Source organism: Mycolicibacterium sphagni (genome assembly GCF_002250655.1).
In the GTDB taxonomy this organism is placed as follows: Bacteria; Actinomycetota; Actinomycetes; order Mycobacteriales; family Mycobacteriaceae; genus Mycobacterium; species Mycobacterium sphagni.
The window spans coordinates 65,594-87,550 of the sequence record NZ_NOZR01000027.1; the positions used below are offsets into that span (position 1 = coordinate 65,594).

19 protein-coding genes and 1 tRNA gene are annotated in these 21,957 nt (G+C 63.6%); 9 read left to right on the top strand and 11 right to left on the bottom strand.

Going from position 1 to position 21,957, the window contains the following annotated elements:
• Nucleotides 1-7: 7 nt before the first annotated feature.
• Entirely contained in the window at nt 8-1,375 is a 1,368-nt protein-coding gene (locus tag CG716_RS24885) for a zinc-dependent metalloprotease (protein ID WP_094483796.1), read from the bottom strand.
• A gap of 96 nt (nt 1,376-1,471) precedes the next feature.
• Between CG716_RS24885 and CG716_RS24890 the strand changes: the two genes are divergently transcribed.
• The 3 genes from CG716_RS24890 to CG716_RS24900 all read left to right on the top strand — a co-directional run bounded on the left by CG716_RS24890 (nt 1,472) and on the right by CG716_RS24900 (nt 6,523).
• The gene (locus CG716_RS24890) at nt 1,472-2,494 is read left to right on the top strand and encodes a YlbL family protein (protein ID WP_094483797.1); all 1,023 of its coding nucleotides are present in this window, start codon (nt 1,472-1,474) and stop codon (nt 2,492-2,494) included.
• Nucleotides 2,495-2,597: 103 nt separating this feature from the next.
• Nucleotides 2,598-5,600, top strand: coding sequence for a UPF0182 family protein (locus CG716_RS24895; protein ID WP_094483798.1), 3,003 nt, complete (start codon nt 2,598-2,600; stop codon nt 5,598-5,600).
• 11 nt (nt 5,601-5,611) lie between these two features.
• Nucleotides 5,612-6,523: a ribonuclease Z gene (locus CG716_RS24900; protein ID WP_094483799.1), complete on the top strand. Its 912-nt coding sequence runs from the start codon at nt 5,612-5,614 to the stop codon at nt 6,521-6,523.
• Here CG716_RS24900 and CG716_RS24905 read toward each other — a convergent pair.
• A complete protein-coding gene (locus CG716_RS24905) occupies nt 6,520-7,170 on the bottom strand; it encodes a hypothetical protein (RefSeq protein WP_133067015.1) in 651 nt (216 codons plus the stop codon). The genes CG716_RS24900 and CG716_RS24905 overlap by 4 nt on opposite strands.
• A gap of 138 nt (nt 7,171-7,308) precedes the next feature.
• Here CG716_RS24905 and CG716_RS24910 point away from each other — a divergent pair.
• Nucleotides 7,309-7,385: transfer RNA gene (locus CG716_RS24910), tRNA-Met, on the top strand.
• A 260-nt stretch (nt 7,386-7,645) separates the two neighbouring features.
• Here CG716_RS24910 and CG716_RS24915 read toward each other — a convergent pair.
• Entirely contained in the window at nt 7,646-8,800 is a 1,155-nt protein-coding gene (locus CG716_RS24915; protein WP_133067016.1) for a hypothetical protein, read from the bottom strand.
• Nucleotides 8,801-8,991: 191 nt separating this feature from the next.
• On the opposite strand from CG716_RS24915, the gene CG716_RS24920 reads away from it, so the two are divergent.
• Nucleotides 8,992-9,201 (top strand): hypothetical protein, encoded by a 210-nt coding sequence (locus CG716_RS24920; protein ID WP_133067017.1) that lies wholly within the window; start codon nt 8,992-8,994, stop codon nt 9,199-9,201.
• A 111-nt stretch (nt 9,202-9,312) separates the two neighbouring features.
• Here CG716_RS24920 and CG716_RS24925 read toward each other — a convergent pair whose 3' ends face one another.
• The 4 genes from CG716_RS24925 to CG716_RS24940 all read right to left on the bottom strand — a co-directional run bounded on the left by CG716_RS24925 (nt 9,313) and on the right by CG716_RS24940 (nt 11,544).
• Nucleotides 9,313-9,642 carry a type II toxin-antitoxin system RelB family anti-toxin gene (locus CG716_RS24925; protein ID WP_094483803.1) on the bottom strand — a complete coding sequence of 110 codons (330 nt, stop codon included), beginning with the start codon at nt 9,640-9,642 and terminating at the stop codon, nt 9,313-9,315.
• Nucleotides 9,642-9,923, bottom strand: coding sequence for a type II toxin-antitoxin system RelE/ParE family toxin (locus tag CG716_RS24930; RefSeq protein ID WP_234818021.1), 282 nt, complete (start codon nt 9,921-9,923; stop codon nt 9,642-9,644). The genes CG716_RS24925 and CG716_RS24930 overlap by 1 nt, the downstream gene beginning before the upstream one ends.
• An 83-nt stretch (nt 9,924-10,006) precedes the next feature.
• Nucleotides 10,007-11,365 (bottom strand): site-specific integrase, encoded by a 1,359-nt coding sequence (locus CG716_RS24935; RefSeq protein WP_234818019.1) that lies wholly within the window; start codon nt 11,363-11,365, stop codon nt 10,007-10,009.
• Nucleotides 11,365-11,544, bottom strand: a complete 180-nt coding sequence (locus tag CG716_RS24940; protein WP_221220058.1) for a helix-turn-helix domain-containing protein — start codon at nt 11,542-11,544, stop codon at nt 11,365-11,367. Before CG716_RS24940 ends, CG716_RS24935 begins: the two co-directional genes overlap by 1 nt.
• Before the next feature lie 990 nt (nt 11,545-12,534).
• On the opposite strand from CG716_RS24940, the gene mobF reads away from it, so the two are divergent.
• Nucleotides 12,535-15,324, top strand: a complete 2,790-nt coding sequence (mobF, locus tag CG716_RS24945) for a MobF family relaxase (protein WP_094483806.1) — start codon at nt 12,535-12,537, stop codon at nt 15,322-15,324.
• A gap of 393 nt (nt 15,325-15,717) precedes the next feature.
• Complete coding sequence (locus tag CG716_RS24950) at nt 15,718-16,611, top strand: hypothetical protein (protein WP_094483807.1); 894 nt, start codon at nt 15,718-15,720, stop codon at nt 16,609-16,611.
• 30 nt (nt 16,612-16,641) lie between these two features.
• On the opposite strand, the gene CG716_RS24955 is transcribed toward CG716_RS24950, so the two are convergent.
• The 3 genes from CG716_RS24955 to CG716_RS24965 all read right to left on the bottom strand — a co-directional run bounded on the left by CG716_RS24955 (nt 16,642) and on the right by CG716_RS24965 (nt 19,234).
• Nucleotides 16,642-17,565: a restriction endonuclease gene (locus CG716_RS24955; protein ID WP_165774292.1), complete on the bottom strand. Its 924-nt coding sequence runs from the start codon at nt 17,563-17,565 to the stop codon at nt 16,642-16,644.
• On the bottom strand, nt 17,565-18,062 hold the full coding sequence (locus CG716_RS31390) for a recombinase family protein (RefSeq protein WP_094483809.1): 498 nt from the start codon (nt 18,060-18,062) through the stop codon (nt 17,565-17,567). Before CG716_RS31390 ends, CG716_RS24955 begins: the two co-directional genes overlap by 1 nt.
• A 212-nt stretch (nt 18,063-18,274) precedes the next feature.
• Complete coding sequence (locus CG716_RS24965; RefSeq protein WP_094483810.1) at nt 18,275-19,234, bottom strand: 5'-nucleotidase; 960 nt, start codon at nt 19,232-19,234, stop codon at nt 18,275-18,277.
• A 283-nt stretch (nt 19,235-19,517) separates the two neighbouring features.
• Between CG716_RS24965 and CG716_RS24970 the strand changes: the two genes are divergently transcribed.
• Both CG716_RS24970 and CG716_RS24975 read left to right on the top strand, forming a co-directional pair.
• A complete protein-coding gene (locus CG716_RS24970; protein ID WP_133067018.1) occupies nt 19,518-20,117 on the top strand; it encodes a hypothetical protein in 600 nt (199 codons plus the stop codon).
• Nucleotides 20,118-20,128: 11 nt separating this feature from the next.
• Nucleotides 20,129-21,517, top strand: a complete 1,389-nt coding sequence (locus CG716_RS24975) for a hypothetical protein (RefSeq protein ID WP_094483812.1) — start codon at nt 20,129-20,131, stop codon at nt 21,515-21,517.
• A 38-nt stretch (nt 21,518-21,555) separates the two neighbouring features.
• Here the strand turns inward: CG716_RS24975 and CG716_RS24980 are convergent.
• Nucleotides 21,556-21,957 (bottom strand): hypothetical protein (locus CG716_RS24980; protein ID WP_207760768.1); only part of this gene is annotated, 402 nt, incomplete at its 5' end.

Consider the following 21,957-nt stretch of genomic DNA (forward strand, 5'->3'; position numbering starts at 1 on the left):
GCGCGGCTCAGCTATCCACAGGCCCGTCGGGATCGCCGGGCTTTTCGTCGTCTTGTGATCTCTGGAATTCCTCGATCGCCGCGTCGATGTCCAGCGCGCTGGTGTCACCGCCGATGATCCGGTCGATGAACCCGGCCGGCTCGTCGAGGTCGGTGGCGGAGGGCAGCAGATCGGGGTGCTGCCATACGGCGTCGCGGGCGTCGATACCGGCGGCGTCGGTGAGTCGCTCCCACAGCACGGCGGCCTCACGCATCTTGCGGGGCCGCAGCTCCAGGCCGACCAGCGTCGCGAAGGTCTGCTCGGCCGGTCCAGCGGTCGCGCGGCGGCGCCGCAACACTTCGGACAGCGCCGCGGTGCCGGGGATGCGGTCGCCGAGTGCGGCGGTGACCACTGTCTGCACCCAGCCTTCGACCAGCGCCAGCAGGGTTTCCAGACGCTCGAGTGCGGCGATCTGCTCCGGGGTGGCTTTGGGTTCGAACATGCCCTGGCTGAGTAGCTGCTCCATCGCGGCGGGGTCGGCCAGGGCGGCGGGGTTGAATCCCTGCGCCAGCTCCTCGATGCCGCTCATGTCGATCTTCATGCCCTTGGCGTAGGCCTCGACGGCGCTGAGTAGCTGGCTGGAGAGCCACGGGACGTGGCTGAACAGCCGGTGGTGCGCGGCTTCCCTGGCGGCCAAGAACGTCATGACCTCGCTGCGCGGCTGCTCCAAGCCCTCCGAGAGCGCCTCGACGGCTTCGGGCAACAGCGCGGCGACGCCCTTGGGGCCCAGCGGCAGCCCGATGTCGGTGGACGTCAGCACTTCACGCGACAGCTTCCCGAGCGCCTGGCCCAGTTGCGAGCCGAATGCCATGCCGCCCATCTGGGTCATCATCGCCAGCAGCGGGCCGGCCATCGCCTTGGCTTCTTCGGGCAGCGACGAGGCCCACACCGAACCGATCTGCTCGGCCATCGGGTCGCACAACCGCTTCCAGGTGTCCAGGGTGTTGTCCACCCATTCGGTGGGGGTCCAGGCGACGGCTTTGGTCGCGCCGGCGGGCAGCGCGGTCGCGCCGTCGAGCCAGGTGTCGGCCAGGTGCACGGCGTCGGCGATGGCGGAGCTGGTGGCGGCCGGAATCGGCGCGACGAAGCCGATGGAGCTCGACGCCAGCTGGCGGGCCAGGTCGTAGTTCACGGGACCGGAGGACGCGCCGCCCATCACGTTGCCGGTGCCGCTGAACATCTGGCCCAGCTTGGTGAAGATCTGGCCGAGGTCGGCCATATTGAAGTCACCGCCGCCGAACCCGAATGGGTCACCGGGGCCGGGGTTGGGGTCCTTTTTCGGCTTGTCGCGGTCGGGGTCGTCTCCGGAGGAGAAGCCGAAGGGCAGGTCAGCCATCTCTCAACCGTACTCACCCTGCACTGCGGACGGGTAATGGGCGATCACGCTGTCAGTGAACCGGGCTCGACGCGGGCTCCGTCTAGTCTTGGCGGCGTGAACAGGCGGATTCTGACGCTGCTGACGGCGCTCGTGCCGATCGTCGTCTTCGGCGTGCTGCTGGCAGTCGTGACGGTGCCCTACGTGTCGCTGGGCCCCGGGCCGACCTTCGACACGCTCGGCGAGGTTGACGGCAAGCAGGTGGTGGCGATCAAGGGCACGGAGACCCATCCCACCGCGGGGCACCTCAACATGACGACTGTCGCCCAGCGCGACGGCCTGACCCTGGGGCAGGCGCTGACCCTGTGGGTGTCGGGCCGTGAGCAGCTGGTGCCCCGCGATTTGGTGTTCCCACCGGACAAGTCGCGCGAGGACGTCGAAAAGGACCAGGACGCCGACTTCAAACAGTCCGAGGACAGCGCCGGGTACGCGGCGCTGGGGTACCTGAAATACCCCAAGGCAGTGGTGGCGGCGAAGGTCAACGACCCCGGCCCGTCGGCAGGCAAGCTGCAGTCCGGTGACGCCATCGACGCTGTCGACGGTAAGCCGGTAGCGAACCTCGCGGAGTTCACGACGTTGCTCAAGGCCACCAAGCCCGGCCAGGAAATCGCCATCGACTACCGGCGCAAGAACGCACCGCCCGGCACCGCACGGATCACGTTGGGCACCAATGCCGACCGTGACTACGGCTATCTGGGGGTGGCCGTGCTGGACGCACCGTGGGCGCCATTCGACATCGACTTCAACCTGGCCAATATCGGCGGGCCGTCGGCGGGGCTGATGTTCAGCCTGGCCGTCATCGACAAGCTGACCACCGGTGACCTCAACGGCGGCAAGTTCATCGCGGGGACCGGAACGATCGACGAAGGCGGCAAGGTCGGGCCGATCGGCGGGATCACGCACAAGATGCTGGCCGCCCAGGAAGCCGGCGCGACGGTCTTCCTGGTGCCCGCCGACAACTGCGATGAGGCCAAGGGGATGCGCGATGACAGCATGGAGTTGATCAAGGTGGACACCTTGGCCGGGGCCGTCGACTCGTTGCACACGTTGACCTCCGGCGGCCGTCCGCCTAGCTGCTAGCCCGTTGGTGCAGGACAGCACCGTTGTCGCGATGCGTAGAGTTGTGGCCGTATTGCTGCCACGGCGCGGCGCGGCCGCCCGACAAGACTCAGGAGCCTGATAGGTGAGTATGCGGCCGGGCGCGCGGATGCCCAAGCTGACTCGGCGGAGCCGGATTCTGATCGGTGTTGCGTTGGCGGTCGTGGTGCTGTTGTTGGTGGGGCCACGTCTGGTCGACGCTTATGTCGACTGGCTGTGGTTCGGCGAGCTCGGCTACCGGTCGGTGTTCACCACAGTCCTGGTCACCCGCATCGTGGTCTTCACGGTGGCCGCGGTGTCGGTCGGGGCGATTGTCTTCGCCGGGCTGGCGCTGGCGTATCGCACCCGCCCGGTGTTCGTGCCGACCGCCGGGCCCAACGATCCGGTGGCGCGCTACCGCACGGCGGTGATGGCGCGGCTCAAGCTGTTCGGCATCGGGGTGCCCACGGTCATCGGGGTGCTCTCGGGTGCGGTCGCCCAGAGTTACTGGACGCGGGTGCAGCTGTTCCTGCACGGCGGCGACTTCGGCGTCACCGACCCGCAGTTCGGTAAGGACCTCGGCTTCTACGCCTTCGATCTGCCGTTCTACCGGCTGGTGCTGTCCTATCTGTTCGTCGCGGTGTTCCTGGCGTTCCTGGCGAACCTGGTCAGCCACTACGTCTTTGGCGGCATTCGGCTGGCTGGTCGCAGCGGCGTGCTGAGCCGCCCGGCCCGCATCCAGCTGGTCGCCCTGATCGGGACGCTGGTTTTGCTCAAGGCTGTCGCCTACTGGTTCGACCGCTATGAACTGCTCAGTCACACCCGCGGCGGCAAGCCGTTCACCGGAGCCGGCTATACCGATATCAACGCGGTGCTGCCGGCCAAACTGATCCTGATGGCCATCGCGCTGATCTGCGCGGCCGCCGTGTTCTCCGCACTCGTGCTGCGCGACTTGCGCATTCCCGCGATCGGCCTGGTGCTGTTGCTGCTGAGCTCGCTGATCGTCGGGGCGGGCTGGCCGCTGGTCGTCGAACAGATCAGCGTCAAACCCAATGCGGCGCAGAAGGAAAGCGAATACATCAGTCGCAGTATTGCCGCGACGAGACAGGCTTACGGCCTGACCGGCGACCGTGTGACCTACCGGGACTACACCGGCAACGCGCCGGCGACCGCCCAGCAGGTGGCCGCCGATCGTGCGACCACGTCCAACATCCGGGTGCTGGACCCGACGATCATCAGCCCGGCGTTCACCCAGTTCCAGCAGGGCAAGAACTTCTACTACTTCCCCGATCAGCTCTCGATCGACCGGTACCAAGGTCCCGACGGGAACCTGCGGGACTACGTCGTCGCCGCGCGTGAACTGAACCCGGACCGGCTGATCGACAACCAGCGGGACTGGATCAACCGGCACTCGGTCTACACCCACGGCAACGGCTTCATCGCCTCACCGGCGAACACCGTGCGCGGAATTGCCAACGATCCCAACCAGAATGGCGGCTACCCCGAGTTCCTGGCCAGCGTTGTGGGCGCCAACGGCAGCGTCGTCTCGCCGGGCCCGGCCCCGCTGGATCAGCCGCGGGTCTACTTCGGCCCGGTCATCTCCAACACCTCGGCTGACTACGCGATCGTCGGCAAGAACGGCGCCGACCGCGAATACGATTACGAGACCAACACCGAGACCAAGAACTACACCTACACCGGCAGCGGTGGTGTGCCGATCGGGAACTGGCTGGCGCGCAGCGTGTTCGCAGCCAAGTTCGCCGAGCGGAACTTCTTGTTCTCCAACGTGATCGGCTCCAACAGCAGGATTCTGTTCAACCGCGATCCCGCGCAGCGCGTGGAAGCGGTGGCGCCGTGGCTCACCACCGACAGCACGGTGTACCCGGCCATCGTGAACAAGAAGATGGTGTGGGTCATCGACGGCTACACCACGCTGGACAATTACCCGTATTCGGAGCTGACGTCGTTGTCCTCGGCCACCGCTGATTCCACCGAGGTGGCGGTCAACCGCCTGGCCCCGGACAAGCAGGTGTCCTACATCCGCAACTCGGTCAAGGCCACCGTGGACGCCTACGACGGCACCGTGACGCTGTACGCCCAGGACGAGACCGACCCGGTGCTCAAGGCGTGGATGTCGGTGTTCCCGGGCACGGTCAAGCCGAAGAGCGAGATCTCGCCCGATCTTGCTGCGCACCTGCGTTATCCAGAGGATCTGTTCAAGGTGCAGCGCATGCTGCTGGCCAAGTACCACGTCGACGATCCGGTGACGTTCTTCTCCACGTCGGATTTCTGGGACGTCCCGCTGGATCCCAACCCGACCGCCAGCAGCTATCAACCGCCGTACTACATCGTCGCCAAAGACCTTGCCCGCAATAGTGATTCGGCGTCGTTCCAGCTGACCAGCGCGATGAACCGGTTCCGGCGTGACTTCCTGGCCGCATATATCAGCGCGAGCTCGGATCCCGACACCTACGGCAAGATCACGGTGTTGACCATTCCGGGTCAGGTCAACGGTCCGAAGCTGGCGTTCAACGCGATCAGTACCGACACCGCGGTGAGCCAGGACCTGGGCGTGATCGGTCGCGACAATCAGAACCGAATACGGTGGGGCAACCTGTTGACGTTGCCCGTTGGACAAGGTGGCCTGATCTATGTATCGCCGGTGTATGCCTCACCGGGCAGTAGTGATGCCGCGTCGTCGTATCCCCGGTTGATCCGGGTGGCGATGATGTACAACGACAAGGTCGGTTACGGCCCGACAGTCAGTACCGCGCTCGACGGGATCTTCGGTGCCGGCGCGGGGGCGACGGCCACCGGCCCCGCACCCGCGACTCCACCGGGCGGTCAGCCACCGGGCAGCCGCCCGCCGGCGGCCAACCCGGCCCCGGCGCCGGGCAGCGCGCCGGAGGTTCCCACGCCGATCGCGGCGGTGCCGGCCACGCCGGGTGCGCCGACGTCGTTGTCGGGGGCCAAGGCGGCTGCGCTGCAGGATGTCGAGACGGCCCTCGGTGCCGTGCAAGAGGCCCAACGTAGCGGCAACTTCTCCGATTACGGCGATGCGCTGCAGCGCCTCGATGATGCGATGAAGAAGTACGACGCCACCAAGTAGCGTGCCCGGTCATGCGTGAGTTGGTCGTGCTCGGCACCGCGAGCCAGGTGCCGACCCGCCATCGCAACCACAACGGGTATCTGTTGCGGTGGGACAACGAAGGTCTGCTCTTCGATCCCGGCGAGGGAACGCAGCGCCAGATGATGCTGGCCGGCGTGCCGGTAAGCGCGGTAAACCGGCTGTGCCTCACGCATTTTCACGGTGACCACTGCCTTGGCGTGCCCGGCGTCATCCAGCGTGCCGCGCTGGATCGGGTGGGCCATCCGATCACCGCGCACTTCCCGGTCTCCGGGCGCGAGTACTTCACCCGGATGCGGCACCTCTCGGTATTTCACGACACCGTCGACATACCCGAGGAGCCGATCGAGGCTGAGGGTCCCATCGCGGTCGGCGCGTTCGGGGTCCTGGAGGTGCGTGCACTCGACCACCCGATCGATGCGTACGGCTATCGGCTGGTCGAGCCAGACGGCCGGCGCTTCATCCCGGAGTTGTTGTCGCGCTTCGGGATCAGCGGCCCGGATGTGGGGGAGCTGAATCGGACCGGAGCCATCCGGGTGGGGGAGCGGATTGTCGATGTGGCTGACGTCAGCGAGCCGCGGCGCGGGCAGCGGTTCGCATTCGTCATGGACACCAGGCTGTGCGACGGGGTGTACGCGCTGGCTGACGGCGTGGACCTTTTGGTGATCGAGGCGACGTTCTTGGCGGGGGACGAAGACCTCGCGCAGCAGTACGGGCACCTGACGGCTCGACAGGCGGCCTCAGTGGCCGCCGACTGCGGGGTGCGCACGTTGGTGCTGACGCACTTCTCCCAGCGCTACCAGGACGCCGCCGCCCGCTACGCCGACGAGGCCGCCGCAGTGTTCTCCGGCGACATCGTGGTCGCCGAGGATCTGATGCGGGTGCCGGTGCCCGCCCGCGTCTAGGACGTTGGTTGAGCGGTGGGCAACCCCACCCGCAGCGCGATGTACTGCTTCTGGCCGACGTTGGTGATGAAGTCGGCCGCCGCGGGCTGGCCGGGCAGGCCGTCGAACTCGATGCGGGCCAGCATGGATCCCTCGGTGAACAGCAGCACGCTGACCGACTTGCTGCCGTCAGGTGCGTTGCCTGAGACCACCGTGCCGCCGGTGCCCACGATGGAAGGCTGCGGAGGGCCGGGGGTCACCGACTTGGCCAGGCTGGACTGCGCCTCGGCGAGCGCGGACGGCCCGGAGGCGGGGCTATCCAGGGCGACGATGAGGATGCTGACGGCCCTGGTCTGCTCCTGGTTGACGATCAGCACTTCCGCCCCGGGCCGGGTGTCGGGGTTGGCGGTCGCAGGTTGCGCGGCGAAGGCGTCGCTCTTGGTCGAGATGTCGCGGGACTGCAGCAGCAGTCGGGTGTAATCGACGGGTGCAGCGGCCGGCTTGGTGCTGGTCGTCGTGGTGGACATGCTCACGCCGGGCAGCGCGGGGATCGACGCTGCGGGTTTGCCTGAGTTGACACCGGATTGGTTGTCGCAGCTGGTGGCACCGAGGGCGACCGCGGCGATCAGCGCGATCGAGGCACAGCGAGTGGTGTGGTTTGACTTCATCTCCATCGAGCCTGTCGACTTCTGCTGTCGAAAGCAAGTGAGTTCCTGTGACCTTCGGCTCACCGGCGAGGGCCATCTAGGGCTCTGAGCAGCCGATTTGGTTCCTCTGCTTGGGGTCGGTAACGTTGCGTTCACCAACGCGGGGTGGAGCAGCTCGGTAGCTCGCTGGGCTCATAACCCAGAGGTCGCAGGTTCGAATCCTGTCCCCGCTACCAGGCAAAATGGCCCCCGGAGGAGACTCCGGGGGCCATTTTCATCCCGTTTGGGAACACTTTTGGGAACATAAGGCTGTCTAACTACCGGTCTGGAGCAGCCCAAAGGGCTGTCAACGAGCGTTAAATTAAAGCTTGGCCCCGCAGCTTGAGTGTTTGCTCCGGCCCGTGTGCTGCGACAGCGCTGAACTTGAGCGAACGAGGCGACGGTCATTTCGCCTCAGTGATAAACGTCGGCCTCAGCCACTCAATCGGTCAATCGTTCACGGACTCTTGTAGGCGCGTTCCGGTGTGTTCGCGTATCGAGGGAGAGGTCGGCTGAACCGGTCGCTCGCCACCTCGATGGCGGGCCGCTTGAAAGTGTCAAGGTCGAAGATCATCTCGGTGGAGGGGTATCCGCGCAGGACTGTAGCCGTGAGTTGGTAGGGCTGATGGCGCCGGCCATTTTTCAGTGTTGTCGGCGGGACGCGTCCGCGGCGACGTCCTGGCATCGGGTCGTCTGTCTTGATGAGCCCGAACTCGGCGAGTTGGTGGATGGATAGGTACGCCTCGTCGCTAAGGCCGAGGTGTTGGTAACGCACCGACTCCGCCAAGAAGATACTGCCGGGTGGCTCATCTTCGGTGCGGCGACGCTGCTTGCGGTCCGACACGTGGCAGACCCCTAGGAAGGTCGCTAGCTCTGATGGCGTGAGGATCAGATGCCAACCAGCAGTGAAAAATTCGGCGGGGATGCAGAGATGCTGGGGAATCGTAGGAACGCCGCTAGGAGCTTTGTAGGGTCGTCCGGACCCGTCCTCCCGGTTGAGCGTGAAGTTGGCGTAGCGCTGCTGTGCAGCGCCGAGGTCCACGAGTTCCCACTTGTGCAGCGCATCAAGGGCCCGGTTGTAGGTTTTGCGTTGGTTTCGCCGGTCGGTGCTGGGTAGGCCGATCAGCGACGCCCACGATTGCTCGCCACCGATGTTGTAGACGCTGTGCCGGCGGCGAGGTTCTTCAGGCGGGTCCGGATTGTTGCCGGCGGCGTGGGCGGCAATCATCTGGTGCACGAACAGGTACGTGAGATAAAGCGCGATTGCGTACGGGTTCTTGCCTTTGAGTATCTGAGTAAGCGGTGGCCGAGTCGCGATGTTTTCGGGCCGGTCTGAGTCTCGGGGTCCGCGTGAGTCGGCACGGTAAATGAACGGCGACCGGATCAGGACGTACCCGCGGTCGGGATGGGCGATGGAGGCCAGGCGATCGGTTGCGCGGGCAATCGCCATCTTGGTTCTGGCGTCTCGCAAGGCGACGAGGCGACGGTCACGCTCGGAGTTGAGCTTCTCCGCTGCCCTGCTCACGTAGTCCGCTTCACGGGTGCGGGCCTTGGCGGGCGCAATGCCCACCGTCTTTTGGAGTTCCTCGCGGACTGTCGGTGGAACGGCCACTAAAAAATTGTACCGAGTTAGCGGGGGCCGAGTTGGCGGGACAATCGAAGCTAAACACATAAGTGTTAGTCAAAGATTGTCCCGCCAACTCGGCTCTTTGAGAACCGCTAAGTCGGTCCCTTTCCATGGCTGCGGCCGCATCGAACTTGCGTGATTGTGAGGGCAGCGACTTCGTGAAAGGACAGACAACGATGGATAGTGACCAGGGGCAAGACGCCGGCGACCCTGCGCCCGACCCGTCAGATGCACACGACCGTGCCACGGCCATCGCCCGTGCTGTGGTCGGCGTGAGTGCCGGTGCAGCGGTGGGTATCACCACGCGCGATATCGGGCTGGGCATCACCACCGCTGCGGCATTGGTGAGCATTTTGGGCGAGGTGATGGTTCGGCCGCCGCGATGAGCCCAGCAACTGTTCTCAGTGGTTGCGCTGGCCATCCCGGTGCCTCGCTAACCGCATCCGCCGGTTACTCAGGGGCCCCGCGACAGCGGTCTGTTGCGCTCAACTCTCCGCTCAGGCGGTGAGTTCCACCATGTCGTCACCGAATTCAGCGACGATGCGCAGCTGGCCACCGAGCGCGGCCACGTACGCCTGCAGGGTGCCAAGTTCGGTGTGGGAAAGGTCGCCGCTCTCCAGCTTGGAGACGCGGGCCTGAGAGACGCCCATGAGCGCGGCGACGTCGGCCTGGCGGGAGTGCCCTAGCGCCTTGCGAATCTCGGCCAGGTGGTGCGCCTGGACGGCCTCACGCATCTCCTCGCGCGCCGCACCGGCCCGCTCGGGATCCAGGGCACCCCGAGCGATCGCATCCGCGCGAATGTCTCGCCAGTTCCGCGCCATGGTCATCACCCTCCGTGCTCGGTCGCCAGCCAGCTCTCGAAGCGTGCGTCCGCGATCGGAATGTTCCTGTCGTACCAGCGCTTCCAGTCGCCTGCCTTGTCGCCGCCCAGGAGCAGGATCGCCTGCCGGGCCGGGTCGAAGATGAACAGGACGCGGATGCTGGTGCCGGCCGGGCGCAGCTCCTTCATGCTGTGAAACTTTGAGCCGGTCACCTTGTCGACAATCGGCCGGCCCAGTGTCGGCCCCTCCAGCTCCAACAGGTCGATGGCACCGGTGACCGCCGCCATTGCGCTTCTGTCGAGCGTGAAGAACCACCGTTCGACCTCGTCGAGCAGGATCACGTCCCAATGCTTCGACACCAGTATAACCTCTACGTTATATCGTGCGGCGGCAGATTCGCCGGAGCGTCGTCACCGTCGGTCCAGCTGTCACCGAGCAAGAACGAGGCCGCCTGCTCGGCGGCTTCGCTGTCGTCGTTGTCGAGCACGTGGGCATAGGTCTCCAGGAAGAAGCCGATGTTCGCGTGGCCGATGCGCTCGCTGACGATCTTCGGGCTCACCCCGGCCCGCAACGCGCCAGTGGCGTAGGTGTGGCGCAGATCGTGAAAAGTGATGCGGGACAACCCAGCTTTGGCCGTCAACCGTTCGAAGCGTTGTCGGATCGAGTCTGGGTGTGGGGGACGGCCGTCGGGGTAGGTGAACACGAAGTCGCCCGGGTGGTAGGCGTCGCCGAAGAACTCACGCTCGCTGTCCTGCCGGGCGCGCCAACGCCGCAGCGCACCGACTGTCGTCTTGTCGATGGAGATGGTCTGGTCGGCGTTGCGGGTCTTGCCCCCGGCCTTGTCGAGGACCTGGCCGCCGACGACCACCCGGTTGTCGTGCACGGTCACCTTTCCGGCGTCCAGATCGACCGCCGACCATTTGAGTCCGCAGATCTGGCCACGTCGGATCCCGGTGGTCAACTCCAAGAGGAACAGTGCGGCAAAGCGGTCCTCGCGCGCGGAGGCCAGGAAGATCCGGATCTCCTCGGGTTTCCACACTTGCCGGCGGGTGCGTGGATTGCGTGGCGGCTTGACGTTGCTTGCCGGATTCTCCGAGATGTACTTCCAGGCGACGGCATCGGCGAGTGCCCGGTGCAAGAACGAATGAATGTTGCGCACTGTCTTGGGAGCCAGCCCCTGCGTGAGGGTCCTGGGCGTCAGGCCCGCCTTGTAGCGCCGGACAGCGTCACGCGCGGCGTGGATCGACGTACCGCACGCCGTGGACATCTCACGCGGCGTTGGTGGCGGCTTGCCGCTGGCGATCAGTTTCGCCCAGTGCGTGTACATCACTGCATCGTTGTTGGGCTTCACCCGACCCTTGGCCAACAGCATTGCGTAAAACCTCAGTAGCACTGGCTCATTGAGCGCCTGGAGCCGTTCGCCGCCGATGTGAGGGATGACGTACCACCGGGCATAGTCGCTCCAGCTGCGCCATGTCGAGGCGTCAAGTGCCGGCTTGACCGCCGTCAGCCAGTCGGTGACGAACTCGCCGACCGTCTGTTGGGACGGCCGCACGATCCGGCCGTTGTCGGCGTCACGCATCGCCTCTCGGCAGGCCTGCCAGGCGTCGCGCTCGGTGTCGTAACCGCCCTTGGTAACCCAGGGAAACGTGCCCGTCGACGGGTCGCGCTCGGGCATACGGAACTTGTAGTACCACTTCGCGCCCCGCTGATACACCGAGCCCTTCATCACGCCACCACGTCGCGCAGGCCCGCGGTTACCACGTAGATCCGTCCGCCGAGCCGACGAACCGGCAGCTCGCCAGAGGCGACGAGCCGGTAGGCCGCAGCACGACTGATTCCCAGAAGCTTCGCCGCGTGCGGTACCGCGAGCAGCAGGGGTAGATCGTTGAACACGTTATCTTCCAATGTAATTCACCACCTCTCACCGTGTCGATCGGTTGACCAAGAATGCTGGACACTGTGGATGGCGCGCCAGCTGGTGAAGAGCTGCGGCCGAGCGGTCGCGGAGCCGCTAATGCCGAGTTGGCTCGCACCACCGAGGTGGCGTGAAGTGGACCCCGCAGTCACCGGCATAACTGACAGCTAAATGCGCTCGGCATCGCTATGCGACGGTCAAATGAAATCGATGCGCAACTCACGGGTTGACGGAATTTGGCCTGAGACGCAACGGAACTGTATGCAACAACTCTTCGATCGACTCGGCTCAACTCGCCGCGCTCCTTTTCGGCCGGCACTACGGCACCGACTGTGAAACCGATAGCGGATCCGCTCGATCGCCAATTGCTACGGATGCGGATGAAGTTCAAGTGCCCCTGCGCCGACGCATTCTCCGTATAGAGCGACATGCAGCCGAAGCGCCGCGGCGGACCCAGGCTGTCGGCCAGCATAGGGAGGTCGCTGACCGCTGTATGGCCGCTCGTCGGCTCCTGCGCACATAGGGGTCTATGCGTACTTGGCGCCGCACACCGATGTGTTCGACGGCCGTCGCCTCTGGCACGGTGTGCGTCTACACGCTCCGCCTTGGCCGCCGCTCGGCGGAAGGCTTAGTCGACGCGGCGGTCTCGCACGGGCTTCCATCAATTCCTGACAACCGATTCGGTGCGAGTAGCGCATCCGAGCGCGCTGACGTTCGGAGCCGCGGCACCACCTCACGCGCCCCTACGATTGCCATCACCCACATGTTCACCACATCCCTGTAGTCTCAACCATCTCAACACGTTCGCCTGTTACCTCTGTGTCTCCAAATAAATTGTCCTACAGGGCAACTCACAGAAACTCGCCCGTTTTTCCTATGGCACATTTGCACAAGGGTGTGCGAGATTGGCGGTAGCGAACGTTGCGTTCGCCGCCCGGCGGTATTGAGCCCCGGGCGATCTCCAGCCCAGGCGGTGCGCAATGCTGACGATTGCCAAACTCTCGGCCTGGTCGATCAACTACTACAACGACACCGCCCGCGCCGCGATCGACGCGCAGAAAGCCGGCGGCGGGTTAGGGGAGTACTACTCCGAGCACGACACCCGAACCCCGGTCTGGTTGTGCGCCGGTGACGCTCGTTGCGCAGCGGAACTGGTCGGGTTGTCGGACCTCGAACGGGTAGGTGGCGAGGCCGATCCCGATGTCGTGGAGCACTGGTTGGTCGGCGGTGAAGCGCCCAACGGCGCATCGGGTCGTGGGTTTCGGAACGGAAGCGTGCATGGCTTCGATCTGACGTTCTGCGCGCCGAAGTCGGTGTCGCTGATCCGCGCGATTCGCGCCGACGACGTGGCCGATAAAGCGATCGCGGATGCCCACGAGACGGCCATCTCCGAGGCGATGGAATACCTTGCGACGCACGCCGGATACACGCGTGTGCACAACCCGGCGACGGGGGAGAAGGACCTCGTTCGGTTGCCCGGTTTGGTGGCGATCGCCTATCAGCACGAGACCTCCCGGGCGGGTGATCCGCACCTGCACACCCATGTCATCGTCCCGAACCGCCAAGCCCGCGGCGACGGTCGATTGGTATCGATCGATGGCACGTCGCTGTACCACGAAGCCAAGGCCGCCGGAGTTATCTATCAGGCGACGCTGCGCCGCGAACTGCACCGGTCCTTGGGTTATGAATGGCTGCCCGTCGACTCGTCAACCGGCATGGCCGAAGTCGCCGGTATTGACCCGAACAGCATCACCGCGTGGTCGCAACGCTCCTCCCAACTGCGGGAGTGGGCGGCGGGAAACCTCGTTGTGAACGAGAGCGGCGAGCCGACGGGATCCCAGCTCGCCGCAGCTCAAAAGGCCACCCGCCCAAGCAAGCCCGAACAACTTGCCTGGTCTGACCTACGTGCCGGGTGGCGCACCGACGATCGCGGCCTGGGCATCGATTCCGCGGCGCATCGCCGGGCTCGCCGCGACCGCCTTGCATCGAGCGGGCCTCGGTTTGACCGGCACCGGATCGCCGATGCCGCGGCCACGATCGAGAAAGCCGCCTTCACCCGCGCTGACCTCGTCGAGGTGATCGGCGCCCAGTTACCGGTCGACACTGCACGCTCCCCACTTGAACTGGTCGAGGAGGCCGTCGACGAAATCGCGGTGCGGCTGACCGCCCCACGCGAGGCACACCAACGCGAAGGCCACGAGCGGTTCACCCTCGATTTAATCCTGGCCGAAGAAGCCACCGTGCTCGATCTCGTCGCCGCCCAAGATCCCCGGTCAATACTGTGGGGCATGCCGAGCGACATCGACGGCTTGTCGCCGGATCAACAACGCGCAGTGGGAACCATCGCCGTCTCACCGTGGTTGGTACAACCACTGAGCGCGCCTGCCGGGGCAGGCAAGACGACGTCAATGCGGGCTCTGGTGGCGATGGCGCATCGTCGCCGAAGCGGGCGAGTGATCGTGTTGGCGCCGACCGGAAACGCCGTCGATGTCGCGGTCCGTGAAGGTGCCGGCGACGCTGGCTACACCATCGCCAAAGCACTCCGTGAGATCGACAATCACCGCCTGCTTCTGAACCCCTGCGACCTCGTCATCGTCGACGAGGCTGGCATGGTCGGCACCGACGATCTACGACGCCTGCTGACCGCGACCACGGCCGCCGGGGCCAAGACCGTCCTGGTCGGTGATCAGCACCAGCTCGCCCCGGTCAAGGCGCGCGGCGGCATGTTCGCCCTACTGTGCACCGACCTACCGTGGACGCAGAAGTTGTCCGAAGTGTGGCGTATGCGCGACCCCGACGAGCGCAGCGCCTCACTCGCGCTGCGCGACGGCGGCCCAGCCCCGGTACGCCGCGCGATCGAGTGGTACCGGAAGAACAATCGCCTGCACGCTGGAGATGAAATCACCATGGCCAATGACGCCTTGACCGCTTATCGGCGCGACACCGCAGCCGGGAAGGACAGCCTGCTCGTCTGCGATACCAAGGAGATGGCCGACGCCCTGAACCAACGCATACACAACGACACCATCGACCCGAGCGCACCAGTCTTGACGGCTGCACGTGGACATCAGATCGCGGCCGGCGACTTGATCATCAGTCGGCGCAACGACGCCACCATCAGCGTCTTGGATGCCGCGGAAACGACCCGCCATGCGGACCTCGTGCGTAACGGAAACCGCTGGCGCGTCTACGCCATCGACCCCGAGAACCAGCGCATCGCCGCCCGCCGCGTCAGCGACGGCGCCCGTGCTGCCTTCACCGGCGAATACCTACGCGACCACATCACGCATGGGTACGCCGTCACCGTCCACTCCGCACAAGGGGCCACCACCGACACCACGCACGCCGTGCTGACCGAAAACACTACTCGTGCAGTGTTCTACGTCGCCATGAGTCGAGGACGGCAGGCGAACACCGCATATCTCACCGAGCAGCTTGGCGGTGACAAGCAGCCAGGTCACCACTTGGCACCCGACCTGGACGACCCACTTCGTGGCACGGGTCGACATGCTGCCCAACTCGTTCGCGGAATCGTTGCCAAAGAACAAGATCAAGCCCGCACCGCCCATGACATCGCAGCGGAGGCAAGAGGGAACTCGGCGGATCTTCGCAACGTTTCTGCACTACTGTCTCGACAGCGTCGGCAGATCACTGACCGCAGGACCGCACTACAGGATTGGCAACGCAGCCATTCGGGAGTCGCAGACGAGGTCCATCGGGAGGAGACCCAGAGCTGGCAGACGGGACTCGACCGCGGAGTCGAACACTAGACCTGGCGTCGAACGGACGGACAGCACGGGCTACTCAACCCATTACAACGCCGCGTCCGGGCGCTGTCGCTCACGCCCCCCTGCGACATCGGCGATGAGCCCAGCCACGCCAACGATGGCTCCGCAAGCAGGCTGTGAGAACTTTCCTGATATCGAGAGCGGTGGAGGTGGCCCTCGTTGAATGAATACCTTTCTTGGAGAAATCTGTTAACGCTGCCGTGCCTGGGCCGGTGAGTGGAGGGTCGACCCGTCCAAGTCTCCTTATACGCAGCCACGCCGGCATCTGCTTCGTTGTCGTTGCACCTCGAGTCGACGCGCGGGCTTTCATGCCGGATCTCGGGTAGGCGATCAAAAGCGCCCGGTTTTTAGCGGAATAACGGGATGATCTAAAGCATGACGAACGCTGACGAACTGCCGATAGAGCCCCGCGGGGCTTTATTGATTACCACCAGTCCAGCGGGGCAGGTGATTCATTTTGAGCGGATATGCACTTTGTCGGCTGAGGATTACATTCGATACAAGCAGGCTTACAAACAGGTATCGAACTTGCTGTTTGGCTCTGTCTATACCTATTTCGCTTCGTCAAAAAGCTTGCTGCGCTCGGCCGTAATGGCTGCTAACCAGGCTGCGGACGCTGGCATGGTTCATCCCAATTCGGCCCCCGACACGTTCGCCACATGGCTCACTAGCCTGAGGGCTACAGCGTTGTCGCTGTGTTCGGGAGTCGTCTATCACCAAGATAAAATGCTAAGGCGTATCGAGAAGGCTTACGGGATAGGAAGCGCCACATATGATCAGGTTCAGGCCGATTTTCACGGACTGTACGACGGATACGCAGGCTACCGCTTCCTATGTCGACTGCGGAATGTGATGGTGCATGAATCGATGGAGGCTGTCACAGCGGCAGTAAAGCAGATCCAGGTCGGCGGACACATACAGTCCAGATTTCGGGTGACGATTGATCGGACCTTCATTGCGCAATCTGAGATGAAGAAAGCGGTAAAAGCGGAGATCGTAGGACGCAGCGAGAATCCGGATGTGCTCGTCTTGGCCGATGAAATAACCGGGCCTTTAGCGGGGGTGAACACAACCATTGAGGCTCTGCTGTTAGACAGCATGTCCCCGGCGCATCACGCAGTGGTGGAGTTCGACGGCCTGTTCGGAGGTAGGCCCGGCCTGCGCGCGATCGCCAGTTCACCTGATGATGGCCCGCGACCCCACATCCCGTCCTACATGCCATGGGCGCAGCAGGTGATCGACCTGGCGCGTCAGCGCGTCCAGGCGTAAGGCGCGGCTAAGAGGCAGCGTGAGCGACGGTCAGCCCAGCAAGTTAATGAGGTAGCGGCCGTGCTTTTCCGCGGCGTCGATCTTTCGTAAAAGGGCGTCTTCCAGGCCGATGGTTCCCTCAAAGATGACGGCAAGGTCCTGACCGGTCATGTAGATCACGTTGCGTTTGCCGCTTACGTTGGCGAAGTACTGGAGCACTTCCTCATCGAAGCCGGCCATGGAAATGAACAGGCCGCGGGTGCTTTCGAGCTTCCCGTCGACCTTCAGTTTGAATCCGGCGAGGTCTTCTTTGTCGGGTGGGTGATTGCGCCACCGTGCTTCGACGAGATAAGTGAAGCCGCGGAAGTGGAAGGAGCCGTCGACCTGCTCGTGGGGCTGCCTGGTTGATCCGGTGTAGTCCATCTCATTCGCCCTGAAGAGGTCGACGAGGAGCTTTTCGAGCTGATAGCCCCGTGCCTGGCGTTCGACGTTCGTGCTCGGCCTGCTCCGGGCCAAGGCGGAGAACTCGGTTCGGAGCCGGTCGAGGCTCTGTTGATGCTCGGTGATGTGCTGTTGACGTTGGGCGGCTCGTCTGGCCCGGTCGGTTCTAGCGGCCTGTTCAGCGTCGACGATAACGCCTTCCTGGGCGGCGGTTCGGCGAAGTGCGTCGAGTGCCTTACGACCGGCGGCGACATCCTCGACACCATTGGCAGGTCGTTGCATCCCGCACAGTTCGACGACGATGCGGCGTTGGACCGTCCACCCGTTGGGTCCTAGTTCTTGCAGCTCGTCAAGGATGCTGCGCGCAATCTTGACCTTGGTGTTTTCGAGGTGGTCATATCGGTTGTAGACCGCCGGTGGGACGCCCGCGCCAATCATGAGTGACTTCAGGTCCCCGCGGTAGTGCAGTGCGGTGCGGCAGGCAGTGAGCACTTCGTTACGGATTGCCATCGATAGCGGGCGCGATGTCGTCATTACGCCGCCCGCTCCAGGCATCGATTCACGCCCGATCGAGAAATGCCCACCGTGGGAGCGATCCGGGCTCGGATAGTGCCGGCTTGATCGATTGCGTGGGCCGCGATGGTGTCACTGCCGAGACCGGGGCGGCCGAGGTGGCGACCCGCGACACATGTGTTAGCCACTTCCGTAGCGGTCGCTTCGGTGGCTATGGTCCGTGCGAACTCGTCGACACCGCCGAAGACGTGGAACGTCCGCCGGACACCGGGAGTGGTGGTATCGGCGGATTCAGTAAACGATCGCAGTTTGACGCCGGCGCCCCGCAGGCTCCCGACTAGGGTCAGCAGGTGCTCTCGGGAGCGGTTGAGGCGATCGAGCAGCCAATTCATGAGTGCATCACCGCGGCAGACGTAACCGCGAAGGCATGTCAGGTCGGGTCGATCGTTCCTCATCCCCGATACCTGGTCTTCCCAAATACGTTCTGCGCCAGCCTCTTCCGATGCTGATAGCTGCATATTGGATGATTCTTTAGCCTGGAGACGCGGGCGTATCCCAACCGTGCCATCAATCGCCCTCTTCCTGGTGCATCTACTATCATGTCCAGGTTAGAGGCAAAATGGGCCAGGTTTACGGGACACCGCCGACAGAGCATCGCGCAGGTCAACGCGGCCCCCGACTGATTTTCGGTTCATTCCAGTGCGATTACCTCAGCGGCGGAACACGAGCATCACTCCTGGTCGAGCACGGATGTCTCTAGCTGATTGATACGCCCAAACGGAATATGAACCGCGGGAGAGTATTTCGATGTCTCATCGAGATGCCCCAGCTGATCATCGAAGAAGATGTGCGGCCGAAGCACTTCCAAGATCCTCCCTTTAGCCACACCCCCTAGGAAGAACGCGTCATTGACAATGACTCCCCATTCCTTGAGCGTCAGCACCGCACGCTTGTGAGCCGGTGCGTCGCGGGCGGTCACCAGCGAGATCCGCAGCCTGTTCTGATAGGTCGGGTCCGCCTTCTTGTGGTGTTCTTCTCGCTTTTGGATCGCGTGGACCTTTAGGAGAAACTCCTGAAGCAGCCCCGGGCTGTGTGGCGTGACGAGATTCTCGACCTCATGCTGCCGGAAGGCATCCAAACCTTCACCTTGCATCACCTGTTCGGACTCATCGTCAGCGAGTACACCGTCGAAGTCGAACGCGATACGGACCTGAGTGTCATCCGGGTCGTCCACCGCTGCCGAAGGCAGCACATGCCCCGCCGGGTAGCCCTGCGCGATGGCTTGACGGACATCCTTGCCGTTGGCGGAGAGAAAGAGCGATATCGACAACGCCGGAATGTAGATGTAGGGCGCCTGACCTTGAGTGAATACCGCTCGGCTGCTATCGAGGCCATGATGCTCGATAGAGTTCATGACTCGCAGCCCCGTGTCCGGGTCGTTGTGCGACAGCACAATGACCTCGACAAGGCGGCCTTCGTGCGCCCCGTCCGAAAGGTCGTTGAGAGATAACAAGCGTTTGATGAAGGGGAAGGCGACTCCCGGTTCAAGTGGGACGTTCACTTGCTGTTCCTGGTACCTGCGGTATGCCTCTTCGCCCTCGGCGCGGAAGATCTGGTCCGCCTCGCCCAGATCGAACATCGCACTCGACGCGACGCCGACGACGAGCCGATGATCGAGTTCGTATGCCATGGCCCTCCTCAATTTTTGACTGCGGCGCGGCGTCAAACTTTATCCGTTGGCACACGGATTACGAGGGATGCGCGCGTGTCGAGTGCCTGCGGAGACGGGTTCACAAGCTGGTTACAAGTGATGTTTCCCGCTGCGGAGTAAAGGGCGCAATCGGCGCATGGCGATTGCCCTCGCGACGGCCGGCGCGACACGGCGAAGTCCTGCTGTGAACGCGAGGCTGGTTCCGCACCTGCGCTGTATTGTTTGTGATGTAGTGCGATGGCCGTTGTGAATGAGGTACCGGGTGTCGAACACGGCAGAGGCGGTGCGTGTGGGCAATGGTGATTTGGCTGACATCCTGGACTCCTTCGCTGGTTGCTTTGGATTGGAGCGATCGTCCGTCGCGTACGTGAGTACGCCGATCACGACTGGGCGGCGGTACTACGACTGGCTGTCGGCATCAAAGTTGTCGACGGACAATCCCCGCTTTGCGACGGAGCATGCTCGTGAGGTCATCGCGGCCAACCAGGCTTCCGCTCACACCCTTGTTCTCCGCGCCCGACGCCTTCTCGGGAAGATCGTCGTCGATCCCACTGGTCTGCACGCGCCTGAGTGGTCGCAGAGTGACTTCCATGCCTTCTGGACGCGGTTGATCGCCGACTACGTCGGAACGGTCGTCTTCAATGACGGGTGGGAGTTCAGCACAGGGTGTACGCATGAGTATGCTGCTGCGCTCCGGGTTGGGGCTACAGTGCTCGACGCCCACTTGTCGGTGATGCCCCCTATAGTCGCAGTCACAAAGACGAATGATGCGATCGCCCAGCTTCGCGGTCAAGGGCACGGAGTGCAGAGCCTTTCCATGGCCCAGCAGCAAATAGTGGAAGCGGTCGAATCAGTAGGATAGGAGGCCACATCGTGACTGCATCGCAACCGCTGAAGGATGACGTGCTGGCCGAGTTGGCCAAAAGCTACAACGTCGCGCAGTTCATAAGCTTTGGACCTCACGACGCGGCGGTCCGCCACCACGAACTTCGTGCCCCCCTACCGGCAGACGTGTCACTTGAGGATTCCCTCGGCTTCCTGCTGCACCTGAGCCCGAGCAAGACGATCAACATCCGGTCCTTTTCAGTAGACCAACAGTCTGGCAATCCATTTCACTACGGGATAGCCAGCGCCAGCTGTGCTGCGACAATTATTCGCGATCTGGCGGGCGCGGGGTTTTTCACGATTGCGAACGAGACTATCGACGTCGATGACGGCGGCGTATCGGGTGTCGCGGCAGGCGGAATCGTGGAGTTCGCACCCGGCGATACCCCCCGAGCAGTGGAGAAGCCTGGCATCGCGAGACTTCCGCTCGAAATCGGATTCGAGGTATTGAAAACGATCTACCGATTTCAGATCGCCTTCGGCGATCTGATAGATACGCGGTTAGAGTTCAGTTTGCACCCGTTACGGTGCGGCACCCGCAACGAACACGCCATCGTATGGGAGTCATCGGAGTACGTAGCTGGGCAATTGCAGTCGGCGATCAGCTGGCCCAACCGATTTAGCCGATTCTTGGGTGACAAAGCGTTCGGTCTTATCGTGGCGGATGCCCTCGGCCACAACGTCCCAAGCACGACCGTGATATCACGCAACGTTGCCCCATTCTCGTTCGGCGCCCGAACGCAGTCGGGTGAGTGGTGGACGCGGACGGCACCACCGGAACCCGTGCCGGGCAAGTACACGACGACCCTTGGGTGGGTCGATCCGTTCGATCTCCTTCAGCGCGAGGACGAATCAGGCTGCAATTTGGCGTCTGTGCTGGCGCAAGAGGGCGTCGATAGTCAGTTCAGTGGCGCGACGCGGCCCGGTGAGGGCGACGCTCCTGACGTCGTCGAAGGTGTTGCCGGTCGCGGCGATGAGTTCATGTTGGGCCAACATGTACCTACAACGTTGCCTCAGTGTGTTGTCGAGGATGTTCGCAACGTCACGGCAGATCTGCGAAAACAACTGGGTCCGGTACGAATTGAATGGGCGCACGACGGCACGAAGGTCTGGGTGCTGCAGATGCATCGTGCAGATGTAACAACCAAGCATCCGGTCAGGATGACAGGCACCGCTGAGCCCGATAGCTGGGTTACCTATGAAACAGCGGCGGGGCTCGAAACGCTTCGCGATTTGCTGGACGCGGCGTCTGATGCCCACCAAGGAATCGAAGTGGTTGGTGAATTCGGCTTGACATCACATGTCGGCGAGTTGCTCGCCAAGGCCTCGGTACCGGTGCGGGTCCGTGCAGCCGGTATGGGCGTCGATTGCCTCTGACGACTTTGGCGCTTAGATCACGGGCCCGCGGCCTCGACTCACAAGGCTTCGATCTTCGCTCGGATCTTTGGTTCGAGCGTCTTGAGCATCTCTTGCTGTTTGAGAACTGCTGGTGCCCAATCTAAATCGAGATTCTGCCCGACTTCGGCCACCAGATAGGCCAAGAGCGCAAATTCAGTCCACGGCGTCCGTGCTACATCGATGGCGGTCCGCTGCCCGGGGGACGAGGGATCTGCAGCGAAGAAGCGTCCTTTGTAACCCGCCAACGAGATGGTCGTGGCAGCAGCTTGGTCTAGCGCCGTGGCGGTTGATTCCTTGATGTCCTTGCCTGCTGTCTTCAAGTCCGCAATAGTTTGCACGAGGTGGCGTGTTCCCCGTGAGTGAGACCGGGAGGTTTTAGAGTCCTGTGGCCCGATGTCGGGCCGGAAGGGACGATGGAA